Below are 18,405 nucleotides of genomic sequence, written 5' to 3'. Positions count from 1 at the left end.
TCAGCATTTATGTTGGCGGATGTTTTTTTTACAAAAGTTAACTATCCACTTGTTGGGGCATTATATTTACAAGTCCTGCAAGGACGACACAAAACAAGATAGGGTGTAAACCCTATCTGCTAAGATGGGTTTGTATCCATTGCTATTATGTTTCAACCCTTCGGGGTTTTCTAAAACGAGTTTAAATTTGAAGTAAATATTATAATTATGATAAATAACCTCATTTTTCTGATTGTCATACTACTCATTACTATCCTTCTTTTACTCCTGATTATTGTCGTACGAATATTCAGAAATAATAATGCCGGTTTATCGAGGCAGCTTAGAGACGACCTTTCATCCGACAGATTGGAAATGATTCAGTCCGGAAAAGATTTGAGGCAGGAAGTCATGCAACAAATAAGTATGCTGAGCAAGACGCTTAATGAAAGCATTGCCAATAATGCAGATATGCAATACAAACAATTGCACCGGTTTTCGGAACAAATGCATCAGGCAACACAGACAAATACAGAACGTCATGGCGTATTTCAATCAAATGCAGAAAAGCAATATATGGAAAGCAAAAAAGAACTGGCCCTGCAATTGAACAATATAAAAGAAGAACTGAATGAAGCTTTGAAAAATTATAAAGCAAACCTTCGCGAGAATTTTTCTGATTTTGCAAGGCAACAATCATCAGGCAACGAAAACATAAATGCAAAACTCACAGACATAAAAACAGCGCTTGAAACATCTATAACAGCACTGCAGGATTCCAACGAAAAGAAACTCGAACAAATGCGGCATATCGTTGACGAAAAGCTGAACACTACATTAGAAAGACGCTTGGGTGAATCCTACAAAATTGTCAGTGAAAGATTGGAGGCCGTTCATAAAGGATTGGGCGATATGCAGAATCTTGCTTTAAGCGTTGGCGATTTGAAGAAAGTAATGAGCAATGTAAAGTCAAGAGGCATTATAGGCGAATATCAATTACAGAATATCCTCGAAGACCTTCTTACCAATGAGCAATATGGCAAAAATATAAAGACTAAAGCTGGAAGCGGAGCAATAGTTGAATTTGCAATAAAAATGCCTAACGGCTCTCAGCTCGACAAATCTTTATGGTTGCCTGTTGATGCAAAATTTCCGAGAGAAGACTTTGAAAATCTCCTTGCAGCCTACGATACAGCTAACCCTGAATTCATTGACAAAGCAAAGAAGTCCTTTGCAGGAAGCATTATAAAGAACGCAAAAGACATTCAGGAAAAGTATATAGACCCGCCCAATACTACCGAATATGGTATTATGTTTTTGCCCTTTGAAAGCCTTTATGCCGAAGTATTGTGCATTCCGGGTTTATTTGAAAAACTGCAGAAGGAATACAAAGTAACCATTACCGGACCCACTACATTAAGCGCTTTGCTGAACAGCCTGCAGATGGGCTTCCGGACCTTAGCTATAGAAAGAAGAAGCACAGAAGTATGGGATTTGTTGAGTAATGTAAAAACTGAATTTCATCAATTTGGCGCTATGTTGGAAAAAACCAAAAAGAAACTCGATGAAGCCGCCAATGTAATTGACAGCGCCGGTGTCAGGACAAGAGTAATTCAGCGTAAACTTAATAAAGCCTCGACTTTAGGCGAAGACCAATTAAATCTTTTAGATACTTCATCCGACGAACTTTAGTCAACCCAAAGTTTTACTTGTTTTTACACTTCGATATGGTATAATAAATTAATACTTCATTATGCAATAATTTTAAGAAAGTGTTTGCATATTATCCGGATTATTGTTTTATCTTTGTGTTTTCATGGTGATAGGGTTTATAGGGGCTGGCTCATTCTTGGGCTGGCTTTCTTTTTTTTACCTGCGTCTCTCTTCACAATCACCCTCTCCTTGCCCCTGAAATAGCAAGCCGTAAATTTTGCACGTTGCTTCATACGGTTGGCAATCCCATTTATAATGTTGAGTTAAAAATGCCATTATAAGCTTAAAGGTTTATAAAACAAAGTTCAGAAGCGTTGCTGCACAAATTCAACGGCACATTTAAATTTGCACAGTACTCATGCTCCTTTTCCGGCGAAATAAAAAGGAAAGAAGTTTGAAGTGCATAGATTTATAGTAAAGGAAGAGAAATGAAAAATCCATCCATTCCTGTATCTTTAGGCATTATTAAAACTTCTCCCTTTCTGCTTTTCAAAAAAGCAAAATGAGAAATTTTATCGACCAATATTTTCTAAAAATCCAATTGCAGCTATATGGATTATAAATTGCTCCAAACCAAAGTTGAAGAATACGTACGTAATTATTTTGCTACCCATACCGACGGGAGGCTGTTTTTTCACAATCTTCAACATACGCAGGATGTTGTCAGGGCTGCTATGCAGATTGGCGATCATTATCAGCTGAATGAAAACGATTATGCCGTATTAATTACAGCTGCCTGGTTTCATGATATAGGTTATTTTACGGAAGCTGCACGTCATGAAGAAATCAGTGCTGATTTGGTTACTGATTTTCTGAATAAAAACGGTATCGAAGATCCGTCATTTACAGCAGCAGTTGTAAGTTGTATTCGTGCTACTAAAATGCCTCAATCACCAAAGCACTTAATCGAAGAAATTCTTTGTGATGCTGATTTGTTTCATTTGGGTACAGATTCATTTTCTGATAAAAACAGTGCTTTAAGAAAAGAAAAAGAAGCATTCAAAGGAGATAAAATCAATAAAACATCATGGCGTGAAGGCAATATCAAATTTATGACCGAACATCGTTACTTTACAGACTACGCAAGGCTTTTGCTCGATGACGAAAAAGAAAAACATCTTTCAAAACTCAGGGAAAAAGTGGCTGAAAAATCAGAGGAAGACGATAAACCTAAAAAGGATAAGCCGGAAAAATCAATCCCTGTTGTCGTTGCAGAAGCCGTTACTGAGAAGCCTAAAAAAGATAAGAACCGGCCTGAAAAGGGAATTGAAACCATGTTCAGGATTACATCCAACAATAATCAACGTTTAAGCGATATGGCCGATAACAAAGCCCATATCATGATTACCGTTAATTCCATTATCCTTTCCGCAGTTATCAGCTTATTGCTCAATAAGCTCGATCACAATCCGCATCTTGCCATACCCACTTACATGACATTGGGCGTTTCCGTTTCTGCTATTATATTTTCCATACTTGCCACACGTCCTTCCATTCCTAAAGGGAAATTCACACAGCAGGATATGGAAGCAAAAACAGTCAATCTTTTGTTTTTCGGTAACTTCTATAAAATGAACCTGAATGATTATGCAGATGGCATGCATCAGGTAATGGAAGATAAAGAATTTCTTTATGACTCGCTTATAAGAGATGTTTATTCACAAGGCGTAGTACTTGGACGTAAGTACAGATTGTTGCGCATTTCTTACAGTATTTTTATGTTTGGCTTAATTCTTGCAGTTTTATCCTTCATTATAGCAAGTATATTTTTCGCCTGATTTTTTGCATTTTAATTCATTTGTTTTGGAGAATCGATTTAATAACAGAGATGTAAGTTGGCTTTATTTTAATGAAAGAGTCATGCTGCAGGCTTCAAAAACGGATGTGCCTTTAATGGAGCGGTTTCGTTTTTTGTCCATATTTTCTTCTAACCTTGATGAATTCTATAGAGTAAGAATGCCTGCCATCAGGGCCTTGCAGCAAATTAAAGATGAAAACAATGAACTGCTGTTAAAGGAAATAGACAATATTATAAAGAACCAGCAGCAATCTTTCGGACAAATATTGAACAAAGAACTGCTGCCATTACTGCATGCTGCCAATATTCATTTTGTGTATCGTGAGAAGATGCCCGAAGTGATGATGGAAAAAACAAAGGAATTCATGCTGAACAAAATCAGCGCTTTCCTGCAGCTAATATGGCTTTCAGAGCATCCAAACTTCTTTCCTGAAAGCAATAAGATTTATCTTGCCTTTGCATGTCAGCATAAATCTATGGACGATGTGTTGATAATAAACATTCCGGCAGAAGAATGTGGCAGGTTTTATACCGAAACCATAAACGGCATTCAATATATCGTTACTATTGATGATATTATTAAAACACATCTGGCAGAAATGCTGAATGGCATTGAATTACAGGAAGTATACAGCTTTAAGATTACACGTGATGCGGACCTGGAGCTTCATGATGAATTCAAAGGAGATATTGCTTTGAAGATTGAAGAACAAATTGCCGTTCGTGACTTCGGTCTTGCTACCAGGTTTTTGTATGACGCATCAATGTCAGCATCATTGAAGCAAAAGCTTATGACAGCCTTTCAGCTACAGGCTGCTACATTGGTGGAAGGCGGAGCATATCATAACCTGAAAGATTTATCTGGCTTGCCCCTCAGGAATGAAACGTTTAATTACCTTCCCTGGAAAGCAAAGCATTTTCCATTGCCATGCGGCAGTATGTTTGAGTGTCTTGAAAAGGGCGATATATTGGTAAGCGTTCCTTATCAGAGCTATGAAAGAGTCTTACAGTTTTTCAATGCCGCCGCAATCGATCCCTACGTTACCGAAATCTCCATTACATTATACAGGATTGCAGGCGATTCAGTTATTGCCAATGCATTAATCAGCGCAGCAAAGAATGGTAAACAAGTTACTGTTTTTGTAGAGCTGAAAGCCCGTTTTGATGAAGCCAATAATATTCGATGGGCTAAAAAGATGAAAGCTGCAGGTGTTAAAATAATTTATAGCATTCCCGGACTGAAAGTACATGCCAAAGTAGCTTTGGTAAAACGTAAGCTTAATGACAGAAGCACCTATTACGGCGTTTTCTCCACTGGTAACTTTAATGAAAGCACCGCACGCTTTTACACCGACCATATTTTACTGACCTGTAATAACGACATGCTTCGTGAAGCGGAAATGCTTTTCATTTTTCTTGCAAAAAGAAGGAAACCATTAATAAACGATACCTTCGGATTCCGTCACCTTTTGATAGCGCAATTCAACCTCCAGTCGGAATTTTTAAAACATATTGAACAGGAGATTCAGCATGCCCGGCAAGGCCTTCCCGCCGCTGTTTTTATTAAGCTCAACAATCTTGAAGAAGAAGTTTTAATCAATAAGCTTTACGAAGCTTCTGCTGCCGGTGTTAAGATAAACCTGATTGTAAGGAGTATTTGCCGCGTACGGCCGGGCGTAAAAGATTTAAGCGAAAATATTACAGTAAGGAGAATAGTGGATCGCTATCTTGAACATCCGCGTATTTTTGTTTTTCACAATAACGGCAATCAAAAAACATTTTTAGGCTCTGCAGATTGGATGAACCGTAATATTTACAGAAGAATTGAAGTTTGCTTTCCTTTGTACGATAACAAGCTGAAACAACAAATATGGAAACTCCTCGAGATGCAATGGCAGGATACCGCAGCTGCCGTAAGTATTGATGAAAATGCCCGTAATATTCCTTTGGTTGCAGGCAATGCTCCGCTCATAAGCTCTCAGGAAACTATTTTTAATTTCTTTCAAAATCAGGTATATGAATAAAGTATTTTCAATCGTATTATGTTCCATAGCATTGACTGCCTGCAGTCAGACAAAAAAACAACAGGATAGCCCGGCAGGTTATGATTTTAATGCCCCGGTTAAATATGAAATGGTATCAGACCTCAAAGAAATTTCAGGAAATACGTTTTATGCCGGCGATCCTTCCACCATTTATGCCATTCAGGACGAAGATGGTAAACTGTTTTATTGGAATGTCAATACACCGCAACAGGTTCAGCATGTTAAATTCGGTAAACATGGTGATTATGAAGATGTTGCAATAACCAAAGATTATGTTGTGGTATTAAGGAGCGACGGTGTTTTAATTACTTTTCCATACTCGGAAATTAAAACAGGTATGTTAAATACGGTAAAAGAATGGAATAGTTTAATTCCCGCAGGTGAATACGAAAGTTTATATTTTGACCGAAATAGCGGAAAATTAATTATATTGTGCAAGAATTGTGACGCAGACAGAGGCAAAAGCGCAGGCGTAAGTGGTTATGAATTACAATTAAAAGAGGATGGAAGTCCCGTTTTAACTGGTAAATTCAATATAAATACCGAAAACTTAAAGTCGGCAAAAGGCAAATCCAAAGGTCGTATCAGGCCCTCTGCTCTAACATTCAACAACAGGACAAAAGAATGGTTCATCCTGGCATCGGTGAATCATTTGTTAATAGTGGCAGACGAGCGGTGGAATATTAAACAGACAGTAACATTAAATCAATCATTATTTCCTCAACCCGAGGGCATTAGTTTCGATATAGATAATAACCTTTACATCTCAAATGAGGCGGGCAATACACCAAATGGAACAGTTTTAAAGTTTCCATATAAGGGGTTGCAGAAATGATTTCTTTTTTAAAAAATTGGTATCTAAATGAAGAGAGTTGTAGTGGGGCTTAGCATGTGCGCCCTGTCGTGCAGTCAGGTTTACAGTCAGAGCCTGGATATGAATATTCTGAAATCCATCAATGCGTCTGATCCTGCAACGCAAATGTATTGGATACGAACCAGTAACTCGGTTTACTATGTTGCTCCTACCTTTACAATGGGTTCATTAGGATACGGATTATTGTTTAAAGACAAAGTAGCCATCCATAATGGTGTTGAATCAGCAATGAGTGTCGGCATTTGCCTGGCTCTTTCAGGAGGCATCAAAACATTGGTTAACCGTCCGCGGCCTTATCAGTCCAATCCCGAAATAAATACACTAACATACTCCGACGGCAAATCTTTTCCTTCCGGTCATACCACATTGGCATTTGCCACTGCCACCACATTGGCTTTGGAATATAAAAAATGGTATATAACTATTCCCGCATTCGTATGGGCCGGTTCCGTCGGTTATTCAAGAATGCGCCTGGGAAGACACTATCCTACCGACGTAGCTTGTGGCGCCGCAGTAGGCATAGGCAGTGCTTATCTGAGCCATTGGCTTACGAAGAAGATACTCAAGTACTAATCCTTATAAAATAAATTGGGACTAAGTCCTGCAAATACGACACAAAATAGCGATGGATGCAAACCCATCGCTATTTTTTTAATTCATGTTGTCGGCTTTTTGTGCATGTACAAAGATTTAATGCCCATGTAAAAAGTTCCAACACGCATTCCCCAAGATTTGATGCCCATGTACAAAGATTTGATGCCCATGTACAAAGATTTAATGTCCATGTACAAAGTTCCGACACGCATGTACAAAGTACCAACGCGCATGTACAAAGATTTGATGCCCATGTACAAAGATTTGATGTCCATGTACAAAGATTTAACGTACATGTACAAAGTTGCAAATCAAAGTCCCCTTAAGAAGGATTTAACGTTTGTTCTCTGAGGTCTTTTGCCCCTTCCCTCAACCTGCGCGCGCATACAGCAGTTATATCCGCTCCCATGCAGTTAAATAATTTCAGGATATTGAGTACCTTGCCTTATCATAATGTTTTCTGAACATAGAATAACCAACACACTTGCCAACTGCTTATGATGAGAATTTTTACTTGCGTCATCCTTGCTTTATTTTCTTTTTTTCAGATACATGCTCAGGACTCCATCCGTGCAAGGATCATTTTTATCGGTGATGCCGGAGAAATGGATTTACAACAGAAAATGTTGATTCCCGATGCCGCAAGCCGTATCATTCCCGGTAAAACCACCGTTGTGTATCTGGGCGACAATATTTATCCGCATGGCATGGGCTTGCCTGGAACCGATGAAGAAACAGCAGGGCAAAAAATTCTCGAATCCCAGTATCAGCTCATGCGTGCCGCAGGCGCACCTGTTTACTTTATACCCGGTAACCACGACTGGGACAAGATGGGCCCGGACGGCCTTGCCAAAATCCGGCAAGAATCGCAGTTTTTAGCATCGCAAAACGATTCCTTATTAAAACTCCTTCCCTCCGATGGCTGTCCCGATCCTGTTGCCATAGATATTGGCGACAGTGCAGTCGTTATATTTATGGATAGTGAATGGTGGCTTTTCCCTTTTATTAAACAAGACAAAAAAGTAGAATGCGATTGCCTTTCGGAAAGAGATATATTGCTTTCATTAAGAGCTTTATTTTATAAGAACAGGTATAAAACCATTTTCCTTGCCACGCACCATCCTTTTGAAACATATGGTACGCATGGTGGCAAATTTTCCCTTAAAGACCATTTATTCCCCTTCACCGCAATAAAAGAAAACCTTTACATACCCGTCCCCCTTCTCGGCAGCATTTATCCCCTGTATCGTCGTGTTTTTTCGCACCCCGAAGACATTCATCATCCCTTGTATAAAAACATGATTCAGAAAGTAGATGAAATCTTTAAGGATTTTCCCAACCTTATTCACATATCCGGCCATGAGCATGGTTTACAGCTTATCGATGATAAAGAAAAAAATATTTTTCAGATAGTGAGCGGCGGCGGCGCAAAAGAAAACCATACCATTAAAGGTAAAAACTCTCTTTATGGAAAAGCTACGCAGGGTTATGTTACAGCAGATATGATGGATAACGGAAAAGTACATTTTACCTTCTATGAATACAATAACGGATTGATTTCAGCATCATTCAGCTATGACTGGAACGCAAAACCCTTTGACAAATTCGAGCATGTAACCTTTGAAAGTATCACCACAGACAGCGTTGTTACCGCTGTACATCCCGCTTACGAACATAACAGCGGCTTTTATAACTTTTTCTTTGGTGCCAATTTCAGGAAAGAATGGAGTACACCCGTCAGGCTGCCCGTTTTGCGTGTTTCTGAATTAGGCCCCAATCTGAAACCCGGTAAATTGGGAGGCGGCTTTCAGTCCACTTCTTTACGTTTGGTTGATTCTGTTACAGGCAAAGAATATACCCTTCGCACCGTAGAAAAAAGTACCGAACTCATTGTGCCTTTGTCCTTTCAGGGAACATTTGTAAATCTCTTGCTTGATGATGCTACAAGTGCGCAGCATCCTTACTCCGCATTGATTGTTAAGCCCGTTGCCCAAGCCCTTGGTGTTCCCGAAGCAGCGCCGGTCATAGGCATCGTTGCTCCCGATAAAAATCTGGGCATGTACCAGAAATTATTTGAAAAGAAAGTTTCTTTATTTGAAGAAAGAGAACCGCTTGGTGATTCCAAAAATTATATAAAATTCCTGGATGATATGCAGGATGACAATGACAACAGTTATGACGCGCATAACTTTTTGATGGCCAGAATGATGGACGTTTTGTTTGCCGATTGGGACAGACATGGCGACCAGTGGCGTTTCTATAATAAAAACCCTAAAGGGAAAGACAAATTTTATATAGCCATTCCGCGCGACAGAGATATGGTTTTGAATGTAACAGAAGGCATTTTGCCAACGCTTGCAAAACGCTTGTTTTTAATGCCGCGTGTTTATGGATTTAAAGGAAACGTTATGTCCGGGGCAAAATATTATTTGTATAAATCATCATTTCTGAATGCGCACCCCGCCAGCCAGATGAGTATGGAGGAATTTAAAGAAGCAAGTAATCTTTTTCAAAAACAGGTAACCGATTCTGTTTTGGAAACATCACTGCAGCAAATGCCACCGGAGATATATTCCATGAAGCATGACAGGCTTTTAAAGGATTTAAAGCAAAGAAGAGATGGCATGGACAAAGCAATGGAAGCCTATTACAAGTTTGCCAATAAGATTGTGGATATTCAGGTAAGCGATAAAAATGAATTTGTCCTGGCGGAAGATGCGCCCGATGGAAAAGGTACGGTGATTACCATTCGTAAAATAAATAAAGAAGGAATATTAAAAGATACTTTGGTTTATAAAACCTTTCCGAAGAATATAACAAAGGAAATAAGAATCTTCCTTGGCAAAGGTGATGACAGTGTGATAGTGAATAATCAGTCTTCGACAGTAAACCTGCGGTTAATAGGAGGAAAAGGAAGTAAGAAGTATGACATCATTCAGAGCAGGAAAACCATAAAAATTTACGACAGGAAACCGGAGCATTATTATGGTAATACTAACAAACTTTCATTTCATTACGGTGTTGATAGTATGAACACTGCCTTTACACCTGTAAACCTTTATAACACCACAACGCCACTGGTTACGGCAGGTATAAACCCCGATGATGGAATAATATTGGGATTGGGTGCAAGGTATGTGCATCAGGAAGGATTCCGGAGATGGCCATACAGCAGCGCACAACAGTTTATGGTTTCCCATTCCTTTACTACCAAAGCTTTCCGTATTAAGTATGATGGCGAATGGATTAAAGCTGTAGGTAACGCTGATATAATTGTTGACCTTGATATTAAAGCGCCTGATAATACGCAGAATTTCTATGGGCGAGGCAATGAGACACCATTTTTTAAATTTGACGGATTTCAGAGATACCATCGCACACGTTTTACATTGATTGATGCAAATCCCGCATTCAGATGGAGAAGCAAAAAATACAGCTCATTCAGCATCGGCCCCGCTTTGGAATATTATCATTTTTCAAAGGATGACAACATCGGAAGATTTATTAATAACGAAGATAAAATACATTCTTATGACAGTGCAACTATAGAATCGGATAAGACACACCTCGGTTTTGTGGCAAATTATACTTTTGACAGCCGCAATAATAAATTGTTGCCAACCTGGGGCGCCTATTTCAATGTGCAGCTTGAAGGATATGAAGGAATGAACAAATATTCCAAATCATTTATTAAAATAGTGCCTGAATTAGCCTTATATAAAGGCTTGAATGCGAGGCAGACAATTGTATTTGCAGACAGGATAGGAGGGGGCATTACCATCGGTTCTTCCACATTTTACCAATCTATGTTCCTTGGCGGTCAAGGAAATTTATTCGGGTATCGACAATATCGTTTCGCAGGGCAACATTCTTTGTACAATAATATGGAACTTCGCATATTATTTCCCGGCTTCGGAAACTACATATTGAAAGGACAATTCGGCGTTGCAGGCTTTTATGATATAGGCAGGGTATGGCAAGGTGGGGAAAATTCCTCAGAATGGCATAATGGCGTTGGTGCCGGTATATTTTTAACCCCCGCAGGCCTGGCTGTTCTTCGTTTCAATGTTGCCTATTCCCGGGAAGGCTGGTATCCCTCATTTTCAATGGGATTCAGATTTTAAAGACAATGACTCGTTTAAAGACATTGTCATATTAAAAACCAAACATTTAAACTATGGAAGTAAGTTTGCTTAACCTAAGTAACGATAGAACGAGAGATCCGGTTGATGCCGCTTTGAGCGTAGTACCCTTTGTAAATCATCTTAAAGAAAGAATAAAATCGCGCCGGGATGTGCGATCGCAGCAGTTGTCTTATATTCTTGACCGCCTGCAATCCTTTCCGCATTGGGAAGATGATATAACATTAGATAAGCTGGATTCTTTTGCGGGTATTTTTGAATTGATTCATCTCTCACTTGCCGCTCCTCTGACCGATGAAAATGAAACACTTTGGGCGCTCACGCTGCCCTTTAAGCCACAATTGTTTTACGGTACAAATGCGATTTTCAATTTGTTGCGTAACCATAATGGTGAAGTAAAGAAAAATATTCTGGAAGCCTCTGTTTCAGACGAAAACGAGCACCACAGGCTGAATATCATTTATAGCATTATCCTCGAACGCTTTTACAACTATTCGTTGAGTGCACAACATGGTTTTATTCATAATATTAAAGATGAAAAATCAGGGCTCAATAAATATTTTTTACTGGATTTCGATACACGTTTCATAGATATTGAATTTGATGGAACACTTCCCGAAATTGCATTTGACAATTTAAAGCTTCTGGAAGACAGCAGGCTTGGGGCATTAGACATTTTGCAACAATTTCTGCCTTTGGAAAAGTTTAAGTTCAAAGGTTTTTCCATTATCAGGATAAAAGACGTCACCACGCAGCAAGTCATTGAACATATCAAAGACATTATTGTAAATCTGTCTCCTGAAAAAAATGTGTATGCTGATATTACAGACGCATTACGTGAAATATTAGGTAGTCCGTATTTTGATGTCACACTTATGCCCGTAGTGAAACTTAACGGCAGGCTTATAAATAATTGTTTTGACAACCTGAACGAAAATATGCGCCAGGACTGCGATAAGTACAATATGCCTATTCAGTCCTACATGGAAGCCATTCAGAAATTTACCGAGCAGCCCGAAGTTATTTTTCGCAAGAACCTGAAACCCGTCGAAGGCGAAGACAAGTTGTATGATATATTGCGGGGAATAGGCGTAAAAGGCTTACTCGTCCTGCCCATATTTTTTCAGAAACAAATCGTCGGGATTCTTTCCGTATATTCCTGGGAAGATAATGTAATGAATGAAAATATTCTTGCAACACTTGAGCCGGCAATACCTTTGCTGGAGCAGCTTTTACAGACTTCCATCGATGATTTCAGCATTACACTGGATAACGTCGTAAAAGAGAAATTTACCTCATTGCAACCTTCAGTAGAATGGCGCTTTAATGAAGTTGCATTTGATTATTTACAGCAAAAGAAATCAAAAGGCAAAGCTGAAGTTGCACAAGTCTATTTTGAAGATGTACATCCCCTTTATGGCGCAATAGACATACGGAATTCAACTCTGGAACGTAACATGGCGCTAAGCGCCGATATGCAAAGCCAGTTACAGTTTCTGATTGAATTGCTGGATAAATTAAGACACAAAAAGGATTTGGGCATAGTAAGTGAAATGATTTATAAATGCCGCAAATGGTCAGAACAAATAAGTGAGTTTATTACTTCAGACGATGAGTTTTTACTGAACCTGTTTTTTGAAGAAGAAGTAACACCCTTTTTGCTTCATTTTCAGCAGACCAATCCTTCGCTTAAAGAACCTATCAATGATTATTTTATTGCAATAGGTCCTTCAGGCGTGGCTTTCAATAACAGGCGTTCTTTAGAAACCTCCTTGCAGATGCTCAATCAGATGATTGGCAACCTGCTGGAACAAATGAATGTTGAAATTCAATCAACCTATCCCTGTTATTTTGAAAAATACAGGAGTGATGGTGTGGAATACGATATTTACATCGGCCAGTCCATTACACCCGATAAAGAGTTCCATCCTTTATACCTGAAGAACCTGCGTTTATGGCAATTGAATTCGATGGCTGTAATTGCCAAATTGACTCATGCTATAAAACAGGAACTGCCAAGGAAACTGGAAACCACACAACTTATTTTTGTCCATTCCAATACTATTGATATAAGTTTCCGTAGCGATGAACATCGTTTTGACGTAGAAGGTGCGTATAACATCCGGTATGAAATGATTAAGAAACGTATTGATAAAGTAAAAATTAAAGATACCGAACAACGTCTGACACAGCCCGGCAAAATTGCTCTGGTTTATTTTCATCCGAAAGATGTGGAAGAATATATTTCCCATATTCATTACTTACAGGATCAACAAATACTTACCGAAGAAATTGAATTTTTAGAACTGGAAGAACTGCAAGGTGTTACCGGCCTGAAAGCCATAAGAGTAAGCGTTTTAATGGATGATGAATTAAACACGCCAATGGTTGACAAAGACGGGAACATAGTATCTGTTAATCATTAATTGTTTGCTTAGCTTTGTTTAAATGGCATAGGAGTTATTGGAACTATTGTAATAATTTTAATAAAGCAATTTAATTCAGCATTCAACATGGAAAAGAGTAAAAGGAATAGTTTCTTTGAGAAATTATCGGTAAAAATTACAAGTTGGACAGGTAGTTCTCTGGCTTTTGGCTGTGCGTTAGGCGTAGTGATTGCATGGCTTGTTTCCGGCCCCGTATTTCACTATTCCGATACATGGCAACTGGTAATTAATACGGGTACTACCATCATTACTTTTTTGATGGTGTTTCTGATTCAGAAATCTCAAAACAAAGATTCCAAAGCTATTCAGATTAAGTTGAATGAATTGATAGCAGCAAACAGGCATACCAGCAACAGAATCGTTGATGTGGAAGATCTTACCGAAGAAGAATTGGATGTACTCCATAAATTCTATGTAACCCTTGCCGAAAAAGCAAAAAAAGACAAAGACATACATTCTTCGCACTCTATTGATGCAGCCATAAAAAATCATAAGGAAAAGCTGAAAGCAACTGGTAGTGATGTCGATTAAAAACCTTTAAATCTTATAATTTCAAATAATTCAGGAAGCCCTGAAAGGGCGAAAGACAATAGCGATGGGTTTTAACCCATCGCTATTGATTTTTTAACCCATCGCTATTTTTGTAAACTTTACAAACGAATTATTAAAGCCTTATGTTGACTGCATTTCCCTGACCAATCTTATTCAGTTTGTAAGAGAAAGACAACAACGCATAACGCCCGATAATACTTGATTGTTGTTCTATGAAATAGTTCAGTTGGCTCACCCTCAGGATAGATTTGTTTTTATTGAGAAGATCAAATCCTTTCAAGGTAATGGCTCCCCTTTGATTAGCGAAGACATATCGGGTAATTTCAGCTTTCATTAATGGGATGGTAATGGGTTGATCATAGCTTTGGGAAGTATAATGCGTCATATCCATCGAAAGCAGGAAGCTCCAGTTCTTTACAGGCCGGTAATTGACTTTTGCAAAACCGGTATAATTCGTATAAGTAGTATTCAATGCCGTATTAATTGAATACTGAGTTGATGATATATTTATATTGCCGCCTATTCTTGCATCAAGAATATTGTTGTTAAGGTTATTTACACTTAGCTCCAAAGTATGATTGAATGTTTTATTGACATTGTCAATGTAATTCACCTGACTTATTGATTGATCGAAACGTTCTTTAATACTGACATTAAAGTTTAGTTTGATCTTTTGTACGGGCCTTGCATAATAAGCCGACAACCCCGCATTCCAGTCATATTTCAGATTTGCAGTAGTCAGTTTTTGTACCAGATTAGTTGATACGGTTTGGTTCCAGCCGATTTTGTCTTTTGTATATTTCCCATCCATCGACACAAAGAATGTTGACATGGTGAACTGATCAAACCTGTTGTAATTAAGATTCAGTGAATGCTCATATTCCGGTTTCAGAAAAGCATTACCGCTTCTAAGAAATAAGGGGTTGCTGTAGTCAGTTGTAGGCAATAACTGACTTGCCCTGGGCGTATTGATTTGTGTGTTATAACGTATGCCAAGCCTTGTTCCGCTCGCTATTTCTCTTTGCCAGAAGGCATATGGAAGCATATAACGATAACTTTTATCTGAAATTCCGGTTCCGTTCAGTTCGGATTGCATTTGCAGGGTTTCAAACTTTAGACCAATATTGCTTTGTGTCTTTTTGTTGTTCTTTTTTAGTTCCAATCCTCCTTTAATAACAGTTGATACAATATTAAAATCCGGGCTTAAAGAATCGATAGCTATTACACCTTCATTCGATGGCCCCTGATTCCGGATACTTGTTTCGTTATTATATTCCAAGCCTGCAAAAGGTTTCAGGTAATATCCTTTGCCAATGTTTCTTATAATGGAAAGGTTTAAAGCTGTACTGCCCAACGTATTTTTATTGTTTTGGAATTGCTGATCCATATATTCCTGCCCTGATAAATATTTTGTGTTGTTCAGCCATTTGTTGTTATCCTTATTGTTTGAATAACTGCCCTCTCCCTGTAATTGCAGCATAGGCCATTTACCTTTCATTTTCTTTACCAGGCTAACAGAGCCGTTTGTTTTTATAATGTCTCCATTGCTGTTAGATGCACTCGTCAGGCTGTTTTGTACCATTGATTCCAGATAAGATTGTGAATTCAATGCTTCATTGCCGTCTTTGTTTGTCAGCTGGCCATGGATACTTGCTGTTAACAACAAACTTGAATCCAGTTGATTGTACCATGATGAAGACAAGCCATTGTTGTAATTATTTGTTTTCTCATTGGAAAGATCCTGTTTTTCAAAATTGCCATTCGCCGTATAATTAATGGAATGTGTCTTTTGTTCTAAAAGCTTTTGCAGCCCATATCCCATATAGCTTACATTAAATCTGTTAGTGGGTTTGTTTAACAAGCCATAGTTCAGGCCTAATGCCTGTGTATTCATTTTTCCGGTTACCGGCTGACCAAAATCAACAGGAACATCATCAGCGTTCATTTCTAATCTTCCATTCTTCAATAAGGAACCAATACCACCGTTAAAATTCAGATAATCCTCAAACGTAAATCCGAACTTATTGATGTTATTGGCCATCCCAAGTACTGCAACCTGTGATTTTTCCCTGAACTTAAATGCTTTCAGGGAAGCGTCATAATGTTCAGGAACGCCAATCCCGCCCATTACTTCGCCAAAATAGCCTGCTTTTTTACCCGCTTTTAATTGAAGATTAATAGTCTGATCTCTTTCTCCATCATCAATACCGGTAAACAGGCTTTCATCCGATTTCTTTTCATAAGTCTGCACTTTTTCAATAGCATCTGCAGGCAGGTTTTTTGTGGCAACCTTTGGGTCATCGCCAAAAAATTCTTTTCCGTCAACCAATACCTTTTTTACATCTTTTCCCATCGCCTTTATATTGCCGTTTTCATCAACCTGCATACCCGGAAGCTTGCGTAACAAATCTTCCACTACCGCATCGGGCTTCACTTTGTAGGAACCCGCATTATATTCCAATGTATCCCCTATAACCCTTACAGGCACTTTTTCTCCCGAAATGATTACTTCATTCAGGACATTGGCATCGGGGTTTTCTTTTAAAATGATATTATTGAATTCCGCCGGATTCATTGAAGGCATTTCAATTGTTTTGTATTCCGTATAAAAGCCCATCATTGCTATCTGCAGCAAAAATTTACCTTCACCGATGTCTGGTATCGCATAATTGCCATTATTGTTTGTGATGCTGAATTTTACAAGCGTTGAGTCCGAAGGATCGAGCAAAGAAACTGTTGCTCCGCCCAAACCTGAGCCTGCCGTGTCTTTTACCGTTCCCGAAATCAGATGATTGTCTGCAAAACTTACAGACGAGCATAATATTAATACAAGCGATAAAAAGAGTAGTCTTTTCATAGTAGCTGTTTTATCGTGTTTGTCTCATGATGATTATGTTGCCGTTGCCGCCATATTGCTTTTTTATCTCTTCTTCCTTATCCTTTACTATTTTTTCAAATGCAACTTCATCCACTTTTTTCCCTTTCGTAGGAGCTTTTATCTTTTTTATGATTTCCTTATTGGCAGGTTCAACTTTTGTGGCGACCAGATGAATATTGGAACCTATAAATACTTCCAGTACCATTCCAGGGAGCCCTGAATGTCCTTGTGGTCCTGCACTTACAGGGATGCTTGTAGTAAACCATACAATAGTAGTGTCCTTATCCGTAATACTTATTGCTTCCGAGCTTGGCATATCAAGGATTTTCTTTTGCCGGCCCGTAAACTTCCATTTCGAAGCGCTGGCATCATGATCAATAAGAAAAATGCGCCCCATGAAATCTTTTTGCTCTGTTACTTTATGGGATATTAAGTCAGTATAATATTTGTCATCCGGTATTTTGGTTTCAATCCGAAGCTTCATGCCGCCCTGGTCAAATTCCTGATTATTACTTGCTATAGTGTTTTCCCTTACCTGATACAAGGATGCAACCGGTGTAAAATATAATTCCATTTCCGATTTAGATTCGGCAGGAACTACATTTCTAAGCCCTTCCGGAATATTATCTTTATCAAGATTAGTAGAAATAATTTGTTCGTAAGTAATGACACCTGTCGTGTCCTGAGCTGACACGCCTGCCAACGGTAGCATAGCAATGAAGATGAATAGTTGTTTCATTTTGTGTTCGTTTTATTAAATACAAAACTATTTTATGGCATTGCCACAATGGGTTAACAACCACCCAAATAAGGTTAAATAAGGTTAATGGTGCTGCACACAACTTATCACTATAACACTATAAGCATTATCGAAATTGCAGGACATTATTGTACCTAACTTTGCCTTTCTTTCTTGAAGACTATGGAACTACAACAGGAACAAGCAGTAAAGAAAATACATGCGCGCCAATATGAAATTACAGATGCGTTTCTGAAAGTTTTGGACGAACATTTGGCAGACCTTCTTAAAGGTCGCGTTGACGAAATGTATGAATTAAGGGATATTGCTAAAGTATTGCATATCCATCCTACTCACATGACAGATACGATAAAGCATGTGACTGGCTTTCATCCATGTGTATTTTTTCAGGATAAAATTATTGCAATCGCAAAATCATTATTGGAAAAAAATAATATGTCCATAAATGCTATTGCAACTACACTTACTTATGATCCATCCAATTTTACGAAATTCTTCAAACGTTTTACCCAACAAACACCTAAACAATATAGAGAAGCCTTTTTAACGGCACGGCATTATTTAAAAACTGAGACTATCACCATTTAATCTGTGCTAATCACCATTTTTTTAATATAGCCGCA

General features: G+C 38.5%; 12 protein-coding genes. 9 read left to right on the top strand and 3 right to left on the bottom strand.

The window, feature by feature from the left end; all coding sequences use genetic code 11:
• The first annotated feature begins 207 nt into the window (after nucleotides 1–207).
• The 5 genes from F0919_RS02080 (at nucleotide 208) to F0919_RS02060 (ending at nucleotide 6,982) form a co-directional block, all read left to right on the top strand.
• Entirely contained in the window at nucleotides 208–1,671 is a 1,464-nt protein-coding gene (locus F0919_RS02080; protein WP_235903439.1) for a DNA recombination protein RmuC, read from the top strand.
• A gap of 572 nt (nucleotides 1,672–2,243) precedes the next feature.
• Nucleotides 2,244–3,470, top strand: coding sequence for a Pycsar system effector family protein (locus F0919_RS02075; protein ID WP_150031052.1), 1,227 nt, complete (start codon nucleotides 2,244–2,246; stop codon nucleotides 3,468–3,470).
• Between the two features lie 25 nt (nucleotides 3,471–3,495).
• The gene (ppk1, locus tag F0919_RS02070; RefSeq protein WP_150031050.1) at nucleotides 3,496–5,514 is read left to right on the top strand and encodes a polyphosphate kinase 1; all 2,019 of its coding nucleotides are present in this window, start codon (nucleotides 3,496–3,498) and stop codon (nucleotides 5,512–5,514) included.
• Entirely contained in the window at nucleotides 5,507–6,370 is an 864-nt protein-coding gene (locus F0919_RS02065) for an SdiA-regulated domain-containing protein (RefSeq protein WP_150031049.1), read from the top strand. The genes ppk1 and F0919_RS02065 overlap by 8 nt, the downstream gene beginning before the upstream one ends.
• 27 nt (nucleotides 6,371–6,397) lie before the next feature.
• Entirely contained in the window at nucleotides 6,398–6,982 is a 585-nt protein-coding gene (locus F0919_RS02060) for a phosphatase PAP2 family protein (protein ID WP_150031048.1), read from the top strand.
• An 83-nt stretch (nucleotides 6,983–7,065) separates the two neighbouring features.
• Here the strand turns inward: F0919_RS02060 and F0919_RS02055 are convergent, their stop codons facing one another.
• Complete coding sequence (locus F0919_RS02055; RefSeq protein ID WP_150031047.1) at nucleotides 7,066–7,278, bottom strand: hypothetical protein; 213 nt, start codon at nucleotides 7,276–7,278, stop codon at nucleotides 7,066–7,068.
• Nucleotides 7,279–7,500: 222 nt separating this feature from the next.
• Here F0919_RS02055 and F0919_RS02050 point away from each other — a divergent pair, with 222 nt between their 5' ends.
• The 3 genes from F0919_RS02050 to F0919_RS02040 all read left to right on the top strand — a co-directional run bounded on the left by F0919_RS02050 (nucleotide 7,501) and on the right by F0919_RS02040 (nucleotide 14,123).
• Nucleotides 7,501–11,127 carry a BamA/TamA family outer membrane protein gene (locus F0919_RS02050; RefSeq protein ID WP_150031046.1) on the top strand — a complete coding sequence of 1,209 codons (3,627 nt, stop codon included), beginning with the start codon at nucleotides 7,501–7,503 and terminating at the stop codon, nucleotides 11,125–11,127.
• 53 nt (nucleotides 11,128–11,180) lie between these two features.
• Nucleotides 11,181–13,571 (top strand): GAF domain-containing protein, encoded by a 2,391-nt coding sequence (locus tag F0919_RS02045; RefSeq protein WP_150031045.1) that lies wholly within the window; start codon nucleotides 11,181–11,183, stop codon nucleotides 13,569–13,571.
• Nucleotides 13,572–13,658: 87 nt separating this feature from the next.
• Nucleotides 13,659–14,123: a low affinity iron permease family protein gene (locus tag F0919_RS02040; protein WP_150031043.1), complete on the top strand. Its 465-nt coding sequence runs from the start codon at nucleotides 13,659–13,661 to the stop codon at nucleotides 14,121–14,123.
• A gap of 133 nt (nucleotides 14,124–14,256) precedes the next feature.
• Here F0919_RS02040 and F0919_RS02035 read toward each other — a convergent pair whose 3' ends face one another.
• Together F0919_RS02035 and F0919_RS02030 are read right to left on the bottom strand one after the other, a co-directional pair.
• Nucleotides 14,257–17,001 carry a TonB-dependent receptor gene (locus F0919_RS02035; protein WP_150031042.1) on the bottom strand — a complete coding sequence of 915 codons (2,745 nt, stop codon included), beginning with the start codon at nucleotides 16,999–17,001 and terminating at the stop codon, nucleotides 14,257–14,259.
• A gap of 10 nt (nucleotides 17,002–17,011) precedes the next feature.
• Nucleotides 17,012–17,761 carry a GLPGLI family protein gene (locus tag F0919_RS02030; RefSeq protein WP_150031041.1) on the bottom strand — a complete coding sequence of 250 codons (750 nt, stop codon included), beginning with the start codon at nucleotides 17,759–17,761 and terminating at the stop codon, nucleotides 17,012–17,014.
• A 183-nt stretch (nucleotides 17,762–17,944) separates the two neighbouring features.
• On the opposite strand from F0919_RS02030, the gene F0919_RS02025 reads away from it, so the two are divergent.
• Complete coding sequence (locus F0919_RS02025) at nucleotides 17,945–18,370, top strand: helix-turn-helix domain-containing protein (RefSeq protein WP_150031039.1); 426 nt, start codon at nucleotides 17,945–17,947, stop codon at nucleotides 18,368–18,370.
• Nucleotides 18,371–18,405: the final 35 nt, after the last annotated feature.

Source organism: Taibaiella lutea (genome assembly GCF_008629695.1).
In the GTDB taxonomy this organism is placed as follows: domain Bacteria; phylum Bacteroidota; class Bacteroidia; order Chitinophagales; family Chitinophagaceae; genus Taibaiella; species Taibaiella lutea.
This window is presented reverse-complemented; position numbering and strand designations above follow the sequence as displayed.

Coding starts and splice junctions, on each gene's coding strand:
- F0919_RS02060 (WP_150031048.1), top strand. CDS start 6,398: ATGAAGAGAGTTGTAGTGGGGCTTAGCATGTGCGCCCTGTCGTGCAGT.
- F0919_RS02045 (WP_150031045.1), top strand. CDS start 11,181: ATGGAAGTAAGTTTGCTTAACCTAAGTAACGATAGAACGAGAGATCCG.
- F0919_RS02035 (WP_150031042.1), bottom strand. CDS start 17,001: ATGAAAAGACTACTCTTTTTATCGCTTGTATTAATATTATGCTCGTCT.
- F0919_RS02075 (WP_150031052.1), top strand. CDS start 2,244: ATGGATTATAAATTGCTCCAAACCAAAGTTGAAGAATACGTACGTAAT.
- F0919_RS02025 (WP_150031039.1), top strand. CDS start 17,945: ATGGAACTACAACAGGAACAAGCAGTAAAGAAAATACATGCGCGCCAA.
- F0919_RS02080 (WP_235903439.1), top strand. CDS start 208: ATGATAAATAACCTCATTTTTCTGATTGTCATACTACTCATTACTATC.
- F0919_RS02055 (WP_150031047.1), bottom strand. CDS start 7,278: ATGGACATCAAATCTTTGTACATGGGCATCAAATCTTTGTACATGCGC.
- F0919_RS02030 (WP_150031041.1), bottom strand. CDS start 17,761: ATGAAACAACTATTCATCTTCATTGCTATGCTACCGTTGGCAGGCGTG.
- F0919_RS02040 (WP_150031043.1), top strand. CDS start 13,659: ATGGAAAAGAGTAAAAGGAATAGTTTCTTTGAGAAATTATCGGTAAAA.
- F0919_RS02065 (WP_150031049.1), top strand. CDS start 5,507: ATGAATAAAGTATTTTCAATCGTATTATGTTCCATAGCATTGACTGCC.
- F0919_RS02050 (WP_150031046.1), top strand. CDS start 7,501: ATGATGAGAATTTTTACTTGCGTCATCCTTGCTTTATTTTCTTTTTTT.